Origin of the sequence: Amycolatopsis dendrobii, assembly GCF_014145675.1 — a bacterium.
Taxonomy (GTDB): domain Bacteria; phylum Actinomycetota; class Actinomycetes; order Mycobacteriales; family Pseudonocardiaceae; genus Amycolatopsis; species Amycolatopsis dendrobii.
Genome location: NZ_JACGZW010000009.1, coordinates 113211 through 128367 on the forward strand (window position 1 = coordinate 113211; position 15157 = coordinate 128367).

Here is a 15157-nt window from a genome sequence, read left to right on the forward strand (position 1 = left end):
GCGGTTCCGAATGGGTGTCCCGCGGAGCAAGTGCGCGAAAGGCGCCGGGAGTGTGCTGCGGTGTCTTGCCAGCACACTTGACCCGGCGGGGCTATTCGGCGGAGCGCAGTTCCTCGTTCTGGCGCTGGGACTCGTGAAGCTGGTCCTCGAGGGAGACGATGCGGCAGGCGGCTTCGACGGCCGTGCCCTGGTCGACCAGCTCTCGTACGCGTGCGGCGATGCGCAGCTGCTGGCGGGAGTAGCGGCGATGCCCGCCAGGCGAGCGCTGCGGCTCGATCAAGCCGGCCTCGTCCAGGCTGCGCAGGAAGTTCTGGCTGGTGCCGAGCATCTCGGCGGCCCGGCCCATCGTGTAAGCGGGGTACTCGTCGTCGTCGAACTTGTCGGCCCCGCCTGAACCGGCAGGCGGGGTAGCGCGTGGGTCAGGGGTCATTCCACCTCCACATCACAAGGGACCCCGGGTGCCGCTCGGCACCCGGGGTCCCAGGGTTGGGTTCCATCATTGTCAACCGGCTGTGCAGCCGGCTTCTGGTATCCGCGGGGTCCGTTCACCGGACATTCCGCGCGGAGATCGCTGATTCGTAACCGAGAACCACCTGCCAATCGGATGGGACTGCGGTACCCGCGCGGCATTCCTGCTCCGCCGCCGCGGGCGATCCAATGATGTGACCGTTCCCTTCTTTCCGGTGTTTTCCTCTTGCGGTGTTCACTTTCGGTACTGCGACTGCTGCGGACGTCACCGGCTGGAACCCTTTCCCTGCTCGGCCCCAGCACGCGTAACGCCGCTGGTCACTGCCCGGAACCCGGTCGAACATCGGCTCCGGCCATCTGACCGTTCCGCACTGCCTGGCCTGCCAGCGCGGTTCTCGCAACTGCACTTGCCATACGGGATCGGCCCTGCGTGAAACTTCTGCCCGGTCCGATCCCGCGGTACTGCACTCACGGGCAGTTCGTCATCTCCCGTGCCTGATTGACATTGTCTTTCTGTGTACGAGGAGAACACTACCCATCCTCGGAGTCGAATGTCTACCCCCGTGACGACAGATTTTCTCATCTCCGTCGAGTGGGTGACCGAGCGGCGGGAACAGTCGCCGCGCAGTCGCGCTTCCGCTATACTCGTCCACGAGTACTCGCCTACGAGGAGGTTCGAGCGTGAAGCGGCGGAAGGTGTCCAACCTGCTGGGCCTCGCCGTACTGGCCACCGTGTTCGAGCGGCCGATGCATCCGTACGAAGTCGCCTCCGTCCTGCGGGAACGCGGCAAAGAAGGCGACCTGAAGATCAAATGGGGCTCGCTCTACACCGTTGTCGGCAACCTCGAAAAGCACGGATTCCTCGAAGCCGTCGAGAACGTGCGAGACGGCGCGCGCCCGGAGCGGACCGTCTATCGGATCACCGACGCGGGCCAGGCCGAGTTGGAGGATTGGGTCGCGGAATTGCTCGCGGTGCCGGATCTGGAGCCGACGCGGTTTCACACGGGGCTGTCGGTGATGCTCGCGCTCGGGCCGGACGTTGTCGACCAGCAGTTGCGGCACCGGGTCGGCGAGCTGGACCAGATGATCGGCGAGCGGGCCGAGGCGCTGGCGAAGATGCGGGCTGAGCTGCCGCGGCTGGTCCTCGTCGAGGCGGAGTACCAACTGGCGATGTGGCGCGCGGAGGCCGAATGGGTTCGCGGGCTGCGGGAGGAGCTGGCCACCGGCGCGATACCGGGGGTCGAGGAATGGCGGCGCTACCGGGAGACCGGCGAGCTGCCCGACATGGCCGCCTTCGTCGAGAGCGAAGGCGAATAAAGAAGGCCCCGGAGGAGGTGCTGGCACACCGCCGCCGGGACCGGGAACCGTCGAACTGGAAACCGCGGGTGCGGAAACCTGTCTTCAGGCTGCGTCGAAAAGGATACCGGCCCCGCGGCAACCGGTTCGGGAACAACCGAACAGGGAGAAGCAGATGGGGAACACACAGGTCAAACGTCATCGCACGAAGCTGCTGCCGGAGATGGAGGGGCCGGTCGCCCGGGCGTACGCGCGTGGGCGGCGTACCGAACCGCAGCTTGTGCAGTACCGCGAGTCTGCCGAGATGCTGGCCGCGGATCTGGCCGAGGGCGCCGACGTGCTCGAGGTCGCGCCGGGGCCGGGCTACTTCGCGGTGGAGCTGGCTCGCACCGGGCGGTGCACGGTGACGGGGCTGGACGTCAGCCGGACGTTCGTCCAGCTGGCCAGGCAGTACGCGCAAGAACAGGGCGTCTCGGTCGACTTTCGCCGCGGTGACGTGGCGGCGATGCCGTTCGCGGACGGGTCGTTCGACTTCCTGATCTGCCAGGCGGCCTTCAAGAACTTCGCCGACCCGGTGGACGCGCTCGACGAGATGCACCGGGTGCTGCGGCCGGGCGGCGTCGCGCTGGTGCAGGACTTGAGCAAGAGCACCACGGACTCCGAACTCGACGCCGAGGTCGCGCGGATGAATCTCGGTCCGGTGGCCACGTTCACCACCGTTCGCACGCTCCGCGGGCTGCGCCGGCGGGCGTACACGCCGGAACAATTCCGCGCGACGGTCGCGGAGAGCAAGTTCCGCACCTGCGCGGTGACCCCGGACGGGATCGGCCTCGAGGTGCGGATGCGCAAGGAGTGACGGGGCGAGTGGGGGTGCCGCCGAGGGGGCGGCACCCCCACTCGTCAGCAGATCAGCGCGGGGCCATCCGCAGCGCGCCGTCCATGCGGACGACCTCGCCGTTGAGGTAGTCGTGGTCGATCAGCGACAGGGCGAGCTGCGCGTACTCGTCCGGCCGCGCCAGCCGCTTCGGGAACGGCACCCCGGCGGCGAGCCCGGCGCGGAACTCGTCGCTGACGGTGGCGAGCATCGGGGTGTCGACGATGCCGGGGGCGATCGTCAGGACGCGGATGCCGTGCGAGGCGAGGTCGCGCGCGGCGGGCAGGGTCATCCCGACCACGCCGCCCTTGGACGACGCGTACGCGACCTGCCCGATCTGGCCGTCGAACGCGGCGACGGACGCGGTGTTGATGATGACGCCGCGGGCGTCGTCGGCCAGCGGTTCGGTCTTCGCGATCGCCTCGGAGGCGATGGTGACCACGTTGAAGGTGCCGATCAGGTTGATCTGGATGACCTTCGCGTACAGCCCGAGGTCGTGCCTGCCCTTCTTCGACAGGATGCGCGCGGACGGTCCGATGCCCGCGCAGTTGACCACCGTGCGCAGCGGCACGCCCGCGCCCGCGGCGGTGTCGACGGCGGCCTGTACCTGGTCCGGGTCGGTCACGTCGGCTTCGACGTAAGTGATCCCGTCGACCTGCTCGGCCTTCTCGATCGAGGGCGCGAGGTCGAGGGCGAACACCCGCGCGCCTTTCGCGGCCAGTGCCTTGGCGGTCGCGCCGCCGAGACCGGACGCGCCACCCGTGACGAGCGCTGCGGTGTCGGTGATCTGCATCTTCAGCCTTCCTCCTGCTCTCCGGTGCCGCGGTGCACCTCCGCGCCCAGGTTAACGCTCGTTCGCACCGGTGCCGGAGTGTGTCGCCTCACCCGCTGTCGTCGCGAGGAGTATTCGGCCGCGACCGCTTCCGTTAGCACTGAGGTCAACTCCGGCTGTCACCTTCAGCGTCATGAGCTCAGCTCGGATCGTGGTGGTAGGGACGGGATACGTCGGATTGACCACGGGGGCTTGTCTCGCGAGCCTCGGGCACCGCGTCACCTGTGTTGACGTGGACGTGGCGAAAGTGAACCGGCTGTCGGCCGGTCGCGTGGACATCCTCGAACCAGGACTTGCCGAATTGGTCTCCCGCGGACTGGCGAGCGGACGGCTGTCGTTCGTCGTCGGCGCGCGGGAAGCCGTTCGCGGCGCGGAGGGCGTGTTCCTCTGCGTGCCGACGCCGATGGGCGCGGGCGGGTCCGCGGATTTGCGCGCGGTGGAATCGGTGACCGCCGAGATCGGCGACGTGCTGCCGGCCGGCTGTGCGCTGATCACGAAGTCGACGGTGCCGGTCGGCACCGCGAAAAGGATCCAGGCGATGGTCGGCCGCGACGACGTGCCGGTGGTGTCCAACCCGGAGTTCCTTCGCGAAGGCACTGCGGTGCAAGACTTCCTGAACCCGGACCGGATCGTGGTCGGGTCGGATTCGCACGCCGCGGCCGCCTGGGTCGGGCAGTTGTACGGCGATCTCGCCGCACCCGTCGTGGTCGCCGACGCGGCGAGCGCGGAACTGGTCAAGTACGCGGCGAACTGTTTTCTCGCGCTCAAACTGTCCTATGTGAACTCGATCGCCGAACTGTGCGAACGGCTCGGCGCGGACATCGACCTGGTCACCGAAGGCATGGGCTACGACCGGCGGATCGGCCGCACCTTCCTCAAACCCGGCCCGGGCTGGGGCGGTTCGTGCCTGCCCAAGGACACCAGCGCACTGGTCAAGGTCGCCGAATCGGTCGACTACGACTTCCGGATGCTGACCTCGGCGATCGACGAGAACATCGCCCAGCGCGACCGCATTGTCGCGAAGATCGCCGGCGCCTGCGGCGGAACCCTGGCCGGTGCGCGGATCGGCGTGCTGGGCTTGGCGTTCAAGGCCGGCACCAACGATCTGCGGGATTCTCCCGCGCTGGCAGTGTCTTCGGTGCTGGGTGCGCTCGGTGCGGAGATCACCGCGTACGACCCGGCGGTGTCCGGCGGTATCGCCGGGATGACCGTTGTGGACGATCCGTACCAGGTCGCCAAGGACGCGGATGTCGTTGTGGTGCTTACCGAATGGGCCGAGTTCCGCAATCTCGACTGGGTGGCGATCGCCGACGCGATGGAGGGCGACGACGTCGTCGACACCCGCAATCTGCTCGACCCGCGGATGATTCTCGACGCCGGGTTGTCCTGGCAGGGAGTCGGCCGCCCGCGCGCGGCCCGGCGGCGAGTTCCGGTTTCCTGATTGGAGATCCGCTTGCGCTGCGCTATAGTCGTCGGCGGCATCGCGTGTCGGTCACCGGCTGGGTGAGGCATGGAGGTGCTGGGATGCCTTCTGGAGGCATTGCTTCGTGTCCCTCTCTCTTGAACTGAATCACCTCATGGTCCCGTCCCGGAACAACCGGGAATCCGCCGAATTCTTCGCGAACCTCCTCGGTTTCGAGATCGGCGAGGAATGGGGGCCGTTCATCCCCGTCGAAACCAGCAACGGCGTGCGGCTCGACTTCGCCACGGTGCCGGACGCCGATCGCAAGCTGCAGCACTACTGCTTCCTCATTCCCGAGGACGACTTCGACGCGTTTTTCCTGCGCCTGAAGGAATCCGGGGTGGACTACCACGCCGGGCCGGGCGGGCAGGGCCCTGGCGAGATCAATCACAACCACGGCGGCCGCGGCGTGTATTTCCTTGATCCGGGCGGAAACGGGATCGAGGTCATCACGCAGCCGTACGAGCCGGAGCGGAAACGTCCGGCGCGCTGGTAAGTCCTTTGCGGACAGACGGCGGGCGGGTCACAGCGGAAGCGAGGCCCACCCGCCGCCCGCGGCCAGCAAGGTCCGGACGCTCTCGGCGTGGTCGGAGAACGCGGCCAGGTCGGCGTGCAACAGCGCGGCCCGCTCGGAATCGAGCGGGTCCGCGTCGTCGCGCCACAGTTCGAGCGTCCAGTTGGCGGCGAGGATCATCGAGCGCACTAAACCGGCGACCGCGGAATCCGGCTGGTCGTACGCGGCGAGAATCTCATCGCACGTGGTGAAGCAGCGTTCCAGGCCGCGGACGGCTTCGGCGGGTGTGCCGTCCCAGTCCGGTCCCGGCCAGGCACACGAGCCCAGCGCGAGCCACAGCTGCCAGCCGGCGGTCAGCTCGGCTTCGTCGCGGGGCGTCCAGTGCGCGGCCATCCCTTGAGTGTGCGCCCCGGCGGCCGGTTTGCCGCCGGGGTTTTGGCCGAGGTCACGTGCGTGGCTGTTCCCACAGCCAGAACTCGATCCCCTGGTCGTCGGCACAATCCGCCGTTCGGCCGTACGGCGGGTTCTCTACCTCGCCCGCCCGGCCGCCCTGCTCGCGCACCCGGTCGAGCGCGGCTTCGAGGTCGTCGACGGCGAACATCAGCTTCCACCCGGTCTGCAGTTCCGAGCCGCCCCACAGGCCGCCGGGCAGACCGTGGCCCTCGATGCGCCACGCGGTCGGCAGGCTGCCCTGGCTGAACTGCCAGCCGAGCACCGAGCCGTAGAACGCCTTGGCCCGGACCTCGTCGGGCACCTGGAAGGTGAAGTACCCGGCCTCGCCGTGCCGGTACGTGCGCTCTCCGGGCGTTTTCGCTTGTGGTGCGGCCTTTCCGATCAGCCAGCGCTGGCCGTACGGGTCCTTGATCACGCCGTTGAGCCCGTAGCCGCGGTCCTCGACCGGACGCAGCAGTTCCGCGCCCAGCTCCACCGCCCGCTGCGCCGAGCCGTGCGGGTCGGGCACCTCGACGCGCACCATCGCGCCGCCCTCGGGAGCCACGACATTGCCCAGCTCGGGGAACTCCTCGGCGAACATCAGCACACTGCCGCCGATGTCCAGTTCGGCGTGCCCGACCCGGCCGTCGTCCATCACGATCGGCTCGGCCCGGCGGCGCGCTCCGAAGACCTCGACGTAGAAGTCGAGTGCGGCCCGGGCGTCGGTCACGACCAGATAAGGCGTCAGCGCACCCGCTCGCGCCTGCTGGGCCTCGGTTTCGGTGGTGGTCATCTCCGCTCCGTTCAGGATCAGGCGGCGGAGGTCGTCCCGCAGCTGCTCGGCGAAGGCCGGATCGGGGTCGGCCGGAGTCGAGGGCAGTGCGAGCGCGTCGAATGGTTCAGGCATCGCGTCCCTCCTCCTGGTAGCTGCGGCGGAACGCGGTTTTGGCCCGCGTCAGCAACGCCTCCGTCGCGTGGATGGTCCGGCCGAGATGCGCGGCGACGTCGCGCACCGGAAGGCCGTCGACGTACCGCAAGGTGAGCACCGCCTGATGCGAGACCGTCAGCGTTTCGAGCACCTGCCGCGCACGCAGGGCGTCGAGCTGCTCGTCCCACGGGTCCTCGACGTCGCATTCGGCGTCGTGCACGAGCCGCAGCCCGCGCTGTTCCCGTCCGGCGCGCCGCCAGTGGTCGGCCAGCTTGTGCCGGGCCACCCCGATCAGCCAGGGCGTGCTCACCGGCGGCGCGTGCTCCTTGCGGCAGGCGGCGACCGCGCCGAGGAACGTCTCCGACGTCAGTTCCTCCGCCAGCACGCGGTCGCCGCACCTCGCGAGCAGGTAGCCATAGACCTCCGGCAGGGCCTTCTCGTAGAGGCCGAGCAGCGCGAAGGCCGGGTCTGGCTGCACCCGAGGTTCCGTCACATCTCCATCGTCGTCCGGGAGCGGGTTTTTCCGTCGGCCGAATTCTCAGCGAGGATCGGGAAGTTTGCGAGCCAGCCCGCTCACCACGAGTGCCAGCGCCGCCAGAATCCCGATGACCAGCACGAACGCGCCCTGGTAGCCCATCGCGCCCGGCACGCTCAGGCTGGCGAACAGGCTGCCAAGCACCGCGACGCCCAGCGCCAGCGAAGTCTGCTGAGTCGTGGTCAGCACGCCGCCGCCGACGCCCGCCAGATCCGCGGGAACCCGGGACAGCACGACCCGGAACAGGGTGCTCATCGCGAGCCCGTTGCCGACGCCGATCAGCACCATCGCCGGGGCCAGCTGCCAGATCGACAGATCGGGCCAGTCCAGCAGCGCGGTTCCGGCGAGCGCGAGCAGCCCGACGGTGAGGATCAGCCCGCCGATCGGCACGATCTTGCGGCCGAACCGGGCGACGAGGTGGCTGCTGACCAGCGAGGTCGTGAAGTACGCGACGGCCATCGGGGTCAGCGCCAGCCCGGCGCCGAGCGGGCCGAGGTGCAGGCCGTTCTGCAGGGTCACCGCGTAGACGAACATGAACGAGCCGAAGGTGCAGAAGAACGGCACCGCGACGGTCAGGCCGTGCCGCACGCTCGCGGTGCGCAGCAGGGCGGGCGGCAGCAGCGGGGTGCCGCCCGCGGCTTCGAGGTTGCGTTCGGTGCGGGCGAAGCCGTACGCCGCGAACGGGAAGACCACCAGCAGCACGATGCTCCACCACGGCCAGCCGAGCGCGCGGCCCTCCATGATCGGGATCAGCAGCGACAGCAGCGAAACGGCCAGCAGCAAGGTGCCCCAGCGGTCGACGCCGAGCGGATTGCTCGCCCGGCTGTCCGGCACCGTACGGCGCGCGAGCAGCAGCCCGATGATCCCGATCGGCACGTTGACCAGGAAGATCGGCCGCCAGCTCAGGTCCCACACGTTCGCGGCCACCAGCGCGCCGCCGAGCAGTTGGCCGACCACGGTGGCGATGCCGCCGGTCGCGCCGTAGAGACCGATCGCGCGGGAGCGGCGTTCGCCGGAGGTGCCCGCCTGGATGATCGACAGCACCTGCGGCAGCAGCAGGGCCGAAGCCGCGCCCTGTGCGACGCGGGCGATGACCAGCGTGGCGGCGTCCGGGGCGACACCGCAGGCCAGCGAGGTGAGCGTGAACAGAGTGAGGCCGAGCAGGAAGAGCCGGCGGCGGCCGAAAGTGTCGCCAAGCCGTCCGCCGAGGACCAGCAACACCGCGTATGCGATGCCGTAGCCCGCGACGACGAGTTCCAGCGTCGCGGTGGATGCGCGCAGGTCGGCATCGATCGTGGGCAGGGCGACGTTGACGATGAAGAAGTCGATGATCGGCAGTGCCGCCCCCAGCAGCACGGTGATCAAGCCGGCGGACGAGAGGCCCGTCCGCTCCGGCGTCCCGACGGCGGCGGTGGCCGTCGCCGGGGCAGTGGTGGTAGTCGTCATGAGTACTACGTTCCGCCGCGGCAAACCCTGGTACCAGGTGTGCTTTTATCCTGGTACTGGGACTACCTGGTAACAGGGTCGAGGCTGTGCTTACCTGGTATTCGTGACCACTGGCATCGAAGACCGCCTGCGCCGGACCGAGCTGGGAGAGTTCCTCCGCAACCGGCGCGGCCGGATCACGCCCGAGCAGGTCGGCTTGCCGCTCGGCGGCCGCAGGCGCACGCCGGGGCTGCGCCGCGAGGAGGTCGCGCAGCTCGCCGGGGTGGGGGTCACCTGGTACACGTGGCTCGAGCAGGGCCGCGACATCAACGCGTCCGAGCAGGTGCTCAGCGCGATCTCCCGCACGCTCCGGCTCGATCCGCACGAACACGTGCACCTGTTCACCCTCGCCGGCGCGCCCGAGCCGGTGACGGAGAAGAAGAACTGCTCCGCGATCACCCCGTCGATGCAGGACATGATGGTCCAGCTGGAGCCCTTCCCGGTCGCGGTCCGCAACGCGCGCTTCGACGTGCTCGGCCACAACGCCGGTTACGACTGGCTGATGGGCGGCGTCGACAAGATCCCGTACGAGGAACGCAACACGCTCGTCCAATGCCTGCTCAATCCACAGTGGAAAGAGCGGATGGTCGACTGGGAGCAGAACGTGCCGCGGATGGTCTCGTCCTTCCGCGCCGCGATGGCCGAGCACATGGGCGAACCCGGCTGGAAGTCGCTGGTCAAACGGCTCAGGGCGGAATCGCCGTGCTTCGCGGAGCTGTGGGAGCGCCACGACGTGAACACCGAGCAGGCCAAGAGCAAACGCTACCTGCACCCGGAGGCGGGCCTGCTCACCTTCGACTTCACCTACCTCTACGCCGGCCGCCGCTCGGAAATCCGGATGTCGGTCTACACCCCGGCGAACGACGAGACTCGCGCGAAGCTGCTGGAGTTCGTGCCCAAGACGCGATAGTGCAGGTGGGTCACGCCCTCGCCAGCGGCGATCTCGGGCGTGCCGAGCCGCACCGGGCCGAATCCGAATTCGCCGAAGAACGGCATCCCGCCGCCGAGCAGGACCGGCACGGGATCGACCCGCACCGCGTCGAGCAGCCCGGCCTCCAGGCACTGCCGCGCCATCTCGCCGGAGTTCACGCCGACGTCAGGTCGAACAGCCGCCGCCTGACCACCAGCGCCCCGGTCGACTCCAGTTGCGCGCGCACGACCTTCGCGCTCGCCGGGGACATGCGCAACGCACGTCCCGGCTGCGCGGTCGGCACCTCCTCGGTGCCGCTGCCCAGCCAGCCGAAGAGCAGATCGAACCCCGATTCGCCCGGGCCCGCCACGAAACCGTCCAGCGACATGCTCGCCCCGGCCACTACCTCGCCCATCCTCGTCTTCTTTTTTCGCCGTTTGCCTGGTGAACGGAGCTGGTTGAGCGTTCTCGACATACCGCGCCGCGCGTAGCCGGATCCCGCGCTTCACGACGGACGCGCCCGGTCGTCTTCCCCGGTAGCTTTCGCACCATGCACTACTGGTGGCGGGCGCGGAACCCGTGGTTCGGGCGGGTGTTCCGGACCTTCGTGGTGCTCGCCTTCGTGCTCGGCGGCTCCAGCGCGTCCGGCCGCTGGCAGCACGCGCCGCAACTGCTGAGCCCGCTCGGCGCCGGTTGGCTGGCCGCGACCGTGCTCACCCTGCTGCTTGTCCACCGGTACCCACTGCCGCTGTTCGTGCTTACCGCGGCCTCGGCGTACGCGTACTACCTGTCGCCGGAGCCCGGCGGGCCGGTGATCATCGTCCCCACCATCGCGCTGTTCGTGCTTACGCGGCAGAAGGGGCCGGTGGTCGCCGGAAGCACTGGCGCGGGGGTCCTCGCGGCGGCGTACGGGGTCCACATCATCGTCGCGCAAACGTTTGCGCTCAGTGCCTGGGCGCTGTTCGCCGTGGTCTGGATGGCCGCGGTGATCGGCATCGCGACCGCGGTCCGGTTCCAGTTCGCCGCCGTCGCCGCCCGGCGCGAGCAGGCCGACGAACATCGGCACCGGATGGCCGAGCAGGAGCGGCTCCGGATCGCCCGCGAGGTGCACGACGTCGTCGCACACAGCCTCGCGATGATCAACGTCCAAGCAGGCGTCGCCGCCCATGTCGCGGACCGGCGGCCAGAGCAGGCGAAAGAGGCGCTGCTCAACATCAAGGCGGCCAGCGCGTCCGCGCTCAACGACCTCCGTGCGACCCTCGCCGTGCTGCGCTCCGGCGAAAACCGCGCGCCCGCGCCGAGCCTCGCGCAGGTCGACGAACTGCTCGACCATGCCCGCGCTGCCGGGTTGGCAGTCGAACTGCACGGCGAAGCCGGTGACCTGCCCGCGCCGGTGGACGGCGCGGCGTACCGGATCCTTCAGGAGTCGCTGACCAACGTCGTCCGGCATGCCGACGGGGCACAGCGCGTCGAGGTCCGCTTCGAGCGGAAGCCGGGCACGCTGGTCCTGATCGTGCGCGACGACGGCCGCGGCACCGTCCAGCCGACGCCCGGACACGGTCTGCGCGGCATGCGGGAACGCGCTACCGCGCTCGGCGGCAGCGTCGAGGCGAGCGTCACCGGACAGGGTTTCCAGGTGCGGGCGGAACTGCCCGTGGAGGGGGAGAAATGACCATCCGCGTCGTACTGGCCGACGACCAGGCCCTGGTCCGCGCCGGATTCCGGCTGCTGCTGGACACCGAGGACGGTTTCGAGGTGGCCGGCGAGGCGAGCGACGGCGAGCAGGCTGTCGCGCAGGCGGTCGAGCACCGGCCGGACATCGTGGTGATGGACATCCGGATGCCCGGCACCGACGGCCTCGAAGCGACCCGCCGGATCACCTCGCACCCCGACCTCACCGGGGTGAAAGTACTGGTCCTGACCACCTTCGACGTCGACGAATACGTCTACGAGGCACTCCGCGCCGGGGCCAGCGGCTTCCTGCTGAAGGACACCGAACCGGTCGAACTCCTGCACGCGCTGCGCGTCGTCGCGGCGGGGGAGGCGCTGCTCGCGCCGACCGTCACGCGCCGGTTGATCGCCGAGATCGTCGGACGGCCGGAGCACCGGCGGATCGACACCTCGGCCGTGCAGGAGGTGACCGAACGCGAACGCGAGGTGCTGGCGCTGGTCGCGGGCGGATTGTCGAACGACGAAATCGCCGCCCACCTGGTGATCTCCACGGCGACCGCGCGCACGCACGTCAGCCGCATCATGACCAAGATCGGCGCTCGCGACCGGGCGCAGCTGGTGGTGCTCGCGTACGAATCCGGCCTGGTCACCCCGCGTCGTGGCTCGTGAGTGTTCATGCCGGTTCGCACCGGCATGAACACTCACGAGGTCTCGCACGCGTGAGCTAAGCCGAGAGTGTGACTTACCCCGTGTCGGTGAACGTCGTCCCACCCTCGCACGCCTTACCGGAAGAGCATCACTCCTCAGCGAGGGGTGTGGCGGAAGGAGTTCCGGTGGCGTGGGAGATCGTCCTGGTCGCCGCGCTGGGCCTGGTTTTCCTGGTCCGGCTGGTAGCGCAGCTCCGGCGGAGCTGACGGACGCCGCCGCGGCGGCATCGCGCGGCGCACCGGCGGTTCGGCGGTGCGGTCGACGCCTGATTCGACGACGGGACGCGCCCGGTGCGCGCCCCCGTTCGCACGAGGAGCCATCCCGCGCGGCTGGTCGGCGCGCGGAGTGTCGTTCGGCGGCGGAGCGCCGTTCCTCGGCATCCGCCCGTTCTGCACCGGACGCGGCCGAGGCACCGGACGACGCGGCGGCACCGGTTCGGCGGGAATCCTCGGGATCTCGAGGGTCACTTCGGCGTCGTCGACGAGCTGAGTCGTTTCCCCCGGCGTTTCGACCGGCGGCTCCGGCGGAGGCTCGGGCGTTTCCGGCGCGGGCGGAGGCGGCTTCGGCCGGTGCGACAACCGCCGCGCCAGCGAGTGGCTCGGCCGTTCCACGAACCGGTAGCTCAGTTCGACCACCCCGAACACCGCCGGGATCACGATCAGCAGTGCGATCGGCAGCGGCACCGCCGGGCGCAGCAGCTGCAGCAGCACGAACGTGACCAGCATGTGCAGCAGGTAGATCGAATAGCTGCGCTCGGACAGCATGGTCCAGATCTTGCGCTGCTTGAGCCGGTCCTCGGCGAACATGCCCATCAGGAAGCAAGCGACGGCGAACGCCAGCGCGAGGTTGTACGAGCTGTCCACGCGGCCGACGTTGATGACGTCCGCCAGCACGTACAGCGACCACGCGCAGCCGCCGTACAGCGCGCCGGTCCAGAGCGGGATCTGCTTCTTGGTCGTCGCCCAGATGACCTGGCCGATCACCATCGCGGGCAGGTACGAGACGTTCACCGCGAACAGCGACCACGACGGCCCGAGCTGGGACCGGCTCATCATCACCACGAAGATGAAGGTCAGCTCGATCGCGATCGCGAGCCACACCCACCGGCGCAGCAGCGGCAGCACCGCCATGAGCAGCAGGTAGAAGATGACCTCGACGATCATCGTCCAGGCCACCGGCACCAGCACGATCTGCGGATAGATCAGGTAGTTGACCAGCGCGGTGTTGGTGAAGACGGTGAGCGGGTTCAGCGTCTGCGGCTGACCGGTCGACGGCGGGTGCAGGTTCACCAGCAGCAGGAACGCGGTCAGTGCCACCACGAACAGCATCGGCGCGTAGACCCGGATGAACCGGTTGAGCGCGAACCGGCCAGTACCCTGGCGCAGCGCGATCGGCGTCACGACGAAACCGCTGACCAGGAAGAAGAACGGCACCGCGATCTGCCCGATGCCCTGCTTCGACATGTGCATCGGGTCGCTGGTGAGCGCCTCGATGAAGTCGACGTACGGGGCCTTGTCGTTCTTCGCGATGACCCACGGATGGGCGATGTGGCTGTAGAAGACCAGCAGCGCGCCGAGGCCGCGGCCGATGTCGATGAAGACGATCCGGGTTTTCTTCGCGGGCGCGGGCGACGGCTCGGCCAGGGCAGCGGAATTCGGCTCGGCCAGCGTGCTCACCCCCGTCTTCCGCTACCGACAACCTCGTGAAGGTTACCGCCTCGTACGCCCGGCCCGGACGTACTCCCCGCAATTGGCGGTAAGCAGGGGATTAGTCACAAGACCCGTTCTGGCCTCGGATTATGTGGTCGCCAGGTACGATCAGGCAGGAATTCGTCCGGTTTCGCGCGAAGTAGTTCAGGAGTTCGGGGAGCGTGCAGCAGTCCAGTCTCGACGGAGCCGTCGAGCGTTCGCCGACCCTGCGCGCCGCTTTCCGCCAAGCCGCCCCCGCGATCAGCCTCTATCTGCTGTTCCAGATCGTCGCGTTCGGCGTGCTGTGGATGATGAGCTGGAAGGCCGATGTGTCGCCGGGCCGGTTCATCGACAACTTCGACGCCAACTGGTTCCTCTCGGTCGCGCAGCACGGCTACGACCAGCCGATCACACTCGGCACCGACGGGCTGCCGGTCGAAAACAGCCTCGTGTTCTTCCCGCTGTACCCGGCGACGGTCGCGGTGCTGACGCTGGTCGGGATCCCGCCGCTGGCGGCCGGGATGACGATCTCGCTGCTGGCCGGATGCGCGGCGGCGTGGGGCCTGTTCGTGCTCGGCCGCGACCTGGCCGGACCGCGGGTGGGCCTGCTGGTCGCCGTGCTGTGGTCGATCGGGCCGGGTTCGACGGCACTGCACCTGGCGTATTCGGAATCGCTGCTGATGGCGCTCGTGTCCTGGACGTTCGTGATGCTCGCGCGCCGCGAATGGCTGGTCGCGGGCGGGTTCGCGGTGCTGGCGGGGCTGACCAGGGCGAGTTCCGGGGCGTTGATCGCCGCGGTCGGGATCGCCGCGCTCATCGCGGTTTTCCAGCGTCGCGAGGGCTGGCGGCCGTGGGTCGGCGGGCTGCTCGCGCCGCTCGGCCTGCTCGGCTACCTCGGCTACGTCTGGATCCAGACCGGCCGCCCGGACGGCTGGTTCTGGCTGCAGAACGCCTGGCAGATGCACTTCGATTTCGGCGTCTTCACCTGGACCCAGGTCCGCGAGGGCCTCACCTCGGACCACGCGAGCTGGATCACCGTGACCGCGCTCGTCGTGCTCGCCGCGGTGGTGCTGCAGTTCTGGACCTGGGCGACGAAGCTGCCGTTGCCGTGGCAGATCTACGGCACGCTCACCGTGGTGATCGCGCTGTGCTCGTCGAACTTCTTCCAGTCCCGCGCACGTTTCCTGCTGCCGGCGTTCGTGCTGACCGTGCCGGTCGCGCTCATGCTGGCGAAGCTGCCGAACCGGGTGCTGGCGGTGCTGCTGCCGGTGCTCACTGTCGGAAGTGCCTGGTACGGCGCGTTCCTGCTGACCATCGCGCACGTAGCGCCCTGAGACACCACGTGCGCGATCAG

General features: G+C 69.1%; 17 protein-coding genes. 8 read left to right on the top strand and 9 right to left on the bottom strand.

What is annotated here, in order from left to right:
• Window positions 1–91 precede the first annotated feature (91 nt).
• Window positions 92–430: a MerR family transcriptional regulator gene (locus H4281_RS26200; protein ID WP_182893585.1), complete on the bottom strand. Its 339-nt coding sequence runs from the start codon at window positions 428–430 to the stop codon at window positions 92–94.
• Between the two features lie 719 nt (window positions 431–1149).
• Here H4281_RS26200 and H4281_RS26205 point away from each other — a divergent pair.
• Together H4281_RS26205 and H4281_RS26210 are read left to right on the top strand one after the other, a co-directional pair.
• Window positions 1150–1785, top strand: coding sequence for a PadR family transcriptional regulator (locus H4281_RS26205; protein WP_182893586.1), 636 nt, complete (start codon window positions 1150–1152; stop codon window positions 1783–1785).
• Window positions 1786–1939: 154 nt separating this feature from the next.
• Entirely contained in the window at window positions 1940–2620 is a 681-nt protein-coding gene (locus H4281_RS26210; RefSeq protein ID WP_182893587.1) for a class I SAM-dependent methyltransferase, read from the top strand.
• A 52-nt stretch (window positions 2621–2672) separates the two neighbouring features.
• Here the strand turns inward: H4281_RS26210 and H4281_RS26215 are convergent, their stop codons facing one another.
• Window positions 2673–3431, bottom strand: a complete 759-nt coding sequence (locus H4281_RS26215; protein ID WP_182893588.1) for an SDR family NAD(P)-dependent oxidoreductase — start codon at window positions 3429–3431, stop codon at window positions 2673–2675.
• Window positions 3432–3603: 172 nt separating this feature from the next.
• Here H4281_RS26215 and H4281_RS26220 point away from each other — a divergent pair, with 172 nt between their 5' ends.
• Together H4281_RS26220 and H4281_RS26225 are read left to right on the top strand one after the other, a co-directional pair.
• Window positions 3604–4911, top strand: coding sequence for a UDP-glucose dehydrogenase family protein (locus H4281_RS26220; RefSeq protein WP_182893589.1), 1308 nt, complete (start codon window positions 3604–3606; stop codon window positions 4909–4911).
• Between the two features lie 136 nt (window positions 4912–5047).
• Window positions 5048–5428 (top strand): VOC family protein, encoded by a 381-nt coding sequence (locus tag H4281_RS26225; protein WP_182893590.1) that lies wholly within the window; start codon window positions 5048–5050, stop codon window positions 5426–5428.
• A 27-nt stretch (window positions 5429–5455) separates the two neighbouring features.
• Here H4281_RS26225 and H4281_RS26230 read toward each other — a convergent pair whose 3' ends face one another.
• Genes H4281_RS26230 through H4281_RS26245 form a run of 4 tightly spaced genes read right to left on the bottom strand, consistent with a single transcriptional unit; the run spans window position 5456 to window position 8787 of the window.
• A complete protein-coding gene (locus H4281_RS26230; RefSeq protein ID WP_182893591.1) occupies window positions 5456–5839 on the bottom strand; it encodes a hypothetical protein in 384 nt (127 codons plus the stop codon).
• A 52-nt stretch (window positions 5840–5891) separates the two neighbouring features.
• The gene (locus H4281_RS26235; protein ID WP_182893592.1) at window positions 5892–6785 is read right to left on the bottom strand and encodes a VOC family protein; all 894 of its coding nucleotides are present in this window, start codon (window positions 6783–6785) and stop codon (window positions 5892–5894) included.
• Complete coding sequence (locus tag H4281_RS26240) at window positions 6778–7299, bottom strand: RNA polymerase sigma factor (RefSeq protein ID WP_182893593.1); 522 nt, start codon at window positions 7297–7299, stop codon at window positions 6778–6780. Before H4281_RS26240 ends, H4281_RS26235 begins: the two co-directional genes overlap by 8 nt.
• A 45-nt stretch (window positions 7300–7344) precedes the next feature.
• On the bottom strand, window positions 7345–8787 hold the full coding sequence (locus H4281_RS26245) for an MFS transporter (RefSeq protein WP_182893594.1): 1443 nt from the start codon (window positions 8785–8787) through the stop codon (window positions 7345–7347).
• A 103-nt stretch (window positions 8788–8890) separates the two neighbouring features.
• On the opposite strand from H4281_RS26245, the gene H4281_RS26250 reads away from it, so the two are divergent.
• Window positions 8891–9736: a helix-turn-helix transcriptional regulator gene (locus H4281_RS26250; protein ID WP_182893595.1), complete on the top strand. Its 846-nt coding sequence runs from the start codon at window positions 8891–8893 to the stop codon at window positions 9734–9736.
• Here H4281_RS26250 and H4281_RS45720 read toward each other — a convergent pair.
• Together H4281_RS45720 and H4281_RS45725 are read right to left on the bottom strand one after the other, a co-directional pair.
• Complete coding sequence (locus H4281_RS45720) at window positions 9673–9900, bottom strand: dihydrofolate reductase family protein (RefSeq protein WP_246412344.1); 228 nt, start codon at window positions 9898–9900, stop codon at window positions 9673–9675. The genes H4281_RS26250 and H4281_RS45720 overlap by 64 nt on opposite strands.
• An 11-nt stretch (window positions 9901–9911) precedes the next feature.
• Entirely contained in the window at window positions 9912–10151 is a 240-nt protein-coding gene (locus tag H4281_RS45725; protein ID WP_246412345.1) for a dihydrofolate reductase family protein, read from the bottom strand.
• A 135-nt stretch (window positions 10152–10286) separates the two neighbouring features.
• Here H4281_RS45725 and H4281_RS26260 point away from each other — a divergent pair, with 135 nt between their 5' ends.
• Together H4281_RS26260 and H4281_RS26265 are read left to right on the top strand one after the other, a co-directional pair.
• Complete coding sequence (locus H4281_RS26260) at window positions 10287–11408, top strand: sensor histidine kinase (protein ID WP_182893596.1); 1122 nt, start codon at window positions 10287–10289, stop codon at window positions 11406–11408.
• Window positions 11405–12076, top strand: coding sequence for a response regulator (locus H4281_RS26265; RefSeq protein WP_182893597.1), 672 nt, complete (start codon window positions 11405–11407; stop codon window positions 12074–12076). The genes H4281_RS26260 and H4281_RS26265 overlap by 4 nt, the downstream gene beginning before the upstream one ends.
• A 134-nt stretch (window positions 12077–12210) precedes the next feature.
• On the opposite strand, the gene H4281_RS26270 is transcribed toward H4281_RS26265, so the two are convergent.
• Window positions 12211–13791 (bottom strand): acyltransferase family protein, encoded by a 1581-nt coding sequence (locus H4281_RS26270; protein WP_182893598.1) that lies wholly within the window; start codon window positions 13789–13791, stop codon window positions 12211–12213.
• Window positions 13792–13985: 194 nt separating this feature from the next.
• Here H4281_RS26270 and H4281_RS26275 point away from each other — a divergent pair, with 194 nt between their 5' ends.
• Window positions 13986–15137, top strand: a complete 1152-nt coding sequence (locus H4281_RS26275) for a putative hexosyltransferase (protein WP_182893599.1) — start codon at window positions 13986–13988, stop codon at window positions 15135–15137.
• Window positions 15138–15157 lie beyond the last annotated feature (20 nt).

Coding starts and splice junctions, on each gene's coding strand:
- H4281_RS26200 (WP_182893585.1), bottom strand. CDS start 430: ATGACCCCTGACCCACGCGCTACCCCGCCTGCCGGTTCAGGCGGGGCC.
- H4281_RS26210 (WP_182893587.1), top strand. CDS start 1,940: ATGGGGAACACACAGGTCAAACGTCATCGCACGAAGCTGCTGCCGGAG.
- H4281_RS26215 (WP_182893588.1), bottom strand. CDS start 3,431: ATGCAGATCACCGACACCGCAGCGCTCGTCACGGGTGGCGCGTCCGGT.
- H4281_RS26220 (WP_182893589.1), top strand. CDS start 3,604: ATGAGCTCAGCTCGGATCGTGGTGGTAGGGACGGGATACGTCGGATTG.
- H4281_RS26225 (WP_182893590.1), top strand. CDS start 5,048: ATGGTCCCGTCCCGGAACAACCGGGAATCCGCCGAATTCTTCGCGAAC.
- H4281_RS26230 (WP_182893591.1), bottom strand. CDS start 5,839: ATGGCCGCGCACTGGACGCCCCGCGACGAAGCCGAGCTGACCGCCGGC.
- H4281_RS26235 (WP_182893592.1), bottom strand. CDS start 6,785: ATGCCTGAACCATTCGACGCGCTCGCACTGCCCTCGACTCCGGCCGAC.
- H4281_RS26245 (WP_182893594.1), bottom strand. CDS start 8,787: ATGACGACTACCACCACTGCCCCGGCGACGGCCACCGCCGCCGTCGGG.
- H4281_RS45720 (WP_246412344.1), bottom strand. CDS start 9,900: ATGGCGCGGCAGTGCCTGGAGGCCGGGCTGCTCGACGCGGTGCGGGTC.
- H4281_RS45725 (WP_246412345.1), bottom strand. CDS start 10,151: ATGGGCGAGGTAGTGGCCGGGGCGAGCATGTCGCTGGACGGTTTCGTG.
- H4281_RS26260 (WP_182893596.1), top strand. CDS start 10,287: ATGCACTACTGGTGGCGGGCGCGGAACCCGTGGTTCGGGCGGGTGTTC.
- H4281_RS26265 (WP_182893597.1), top strand. CDS start 11,405: ATGACCATCCGCGTCGTACTGGCCGACGACCAGGCCCTGGTCCGCGCC.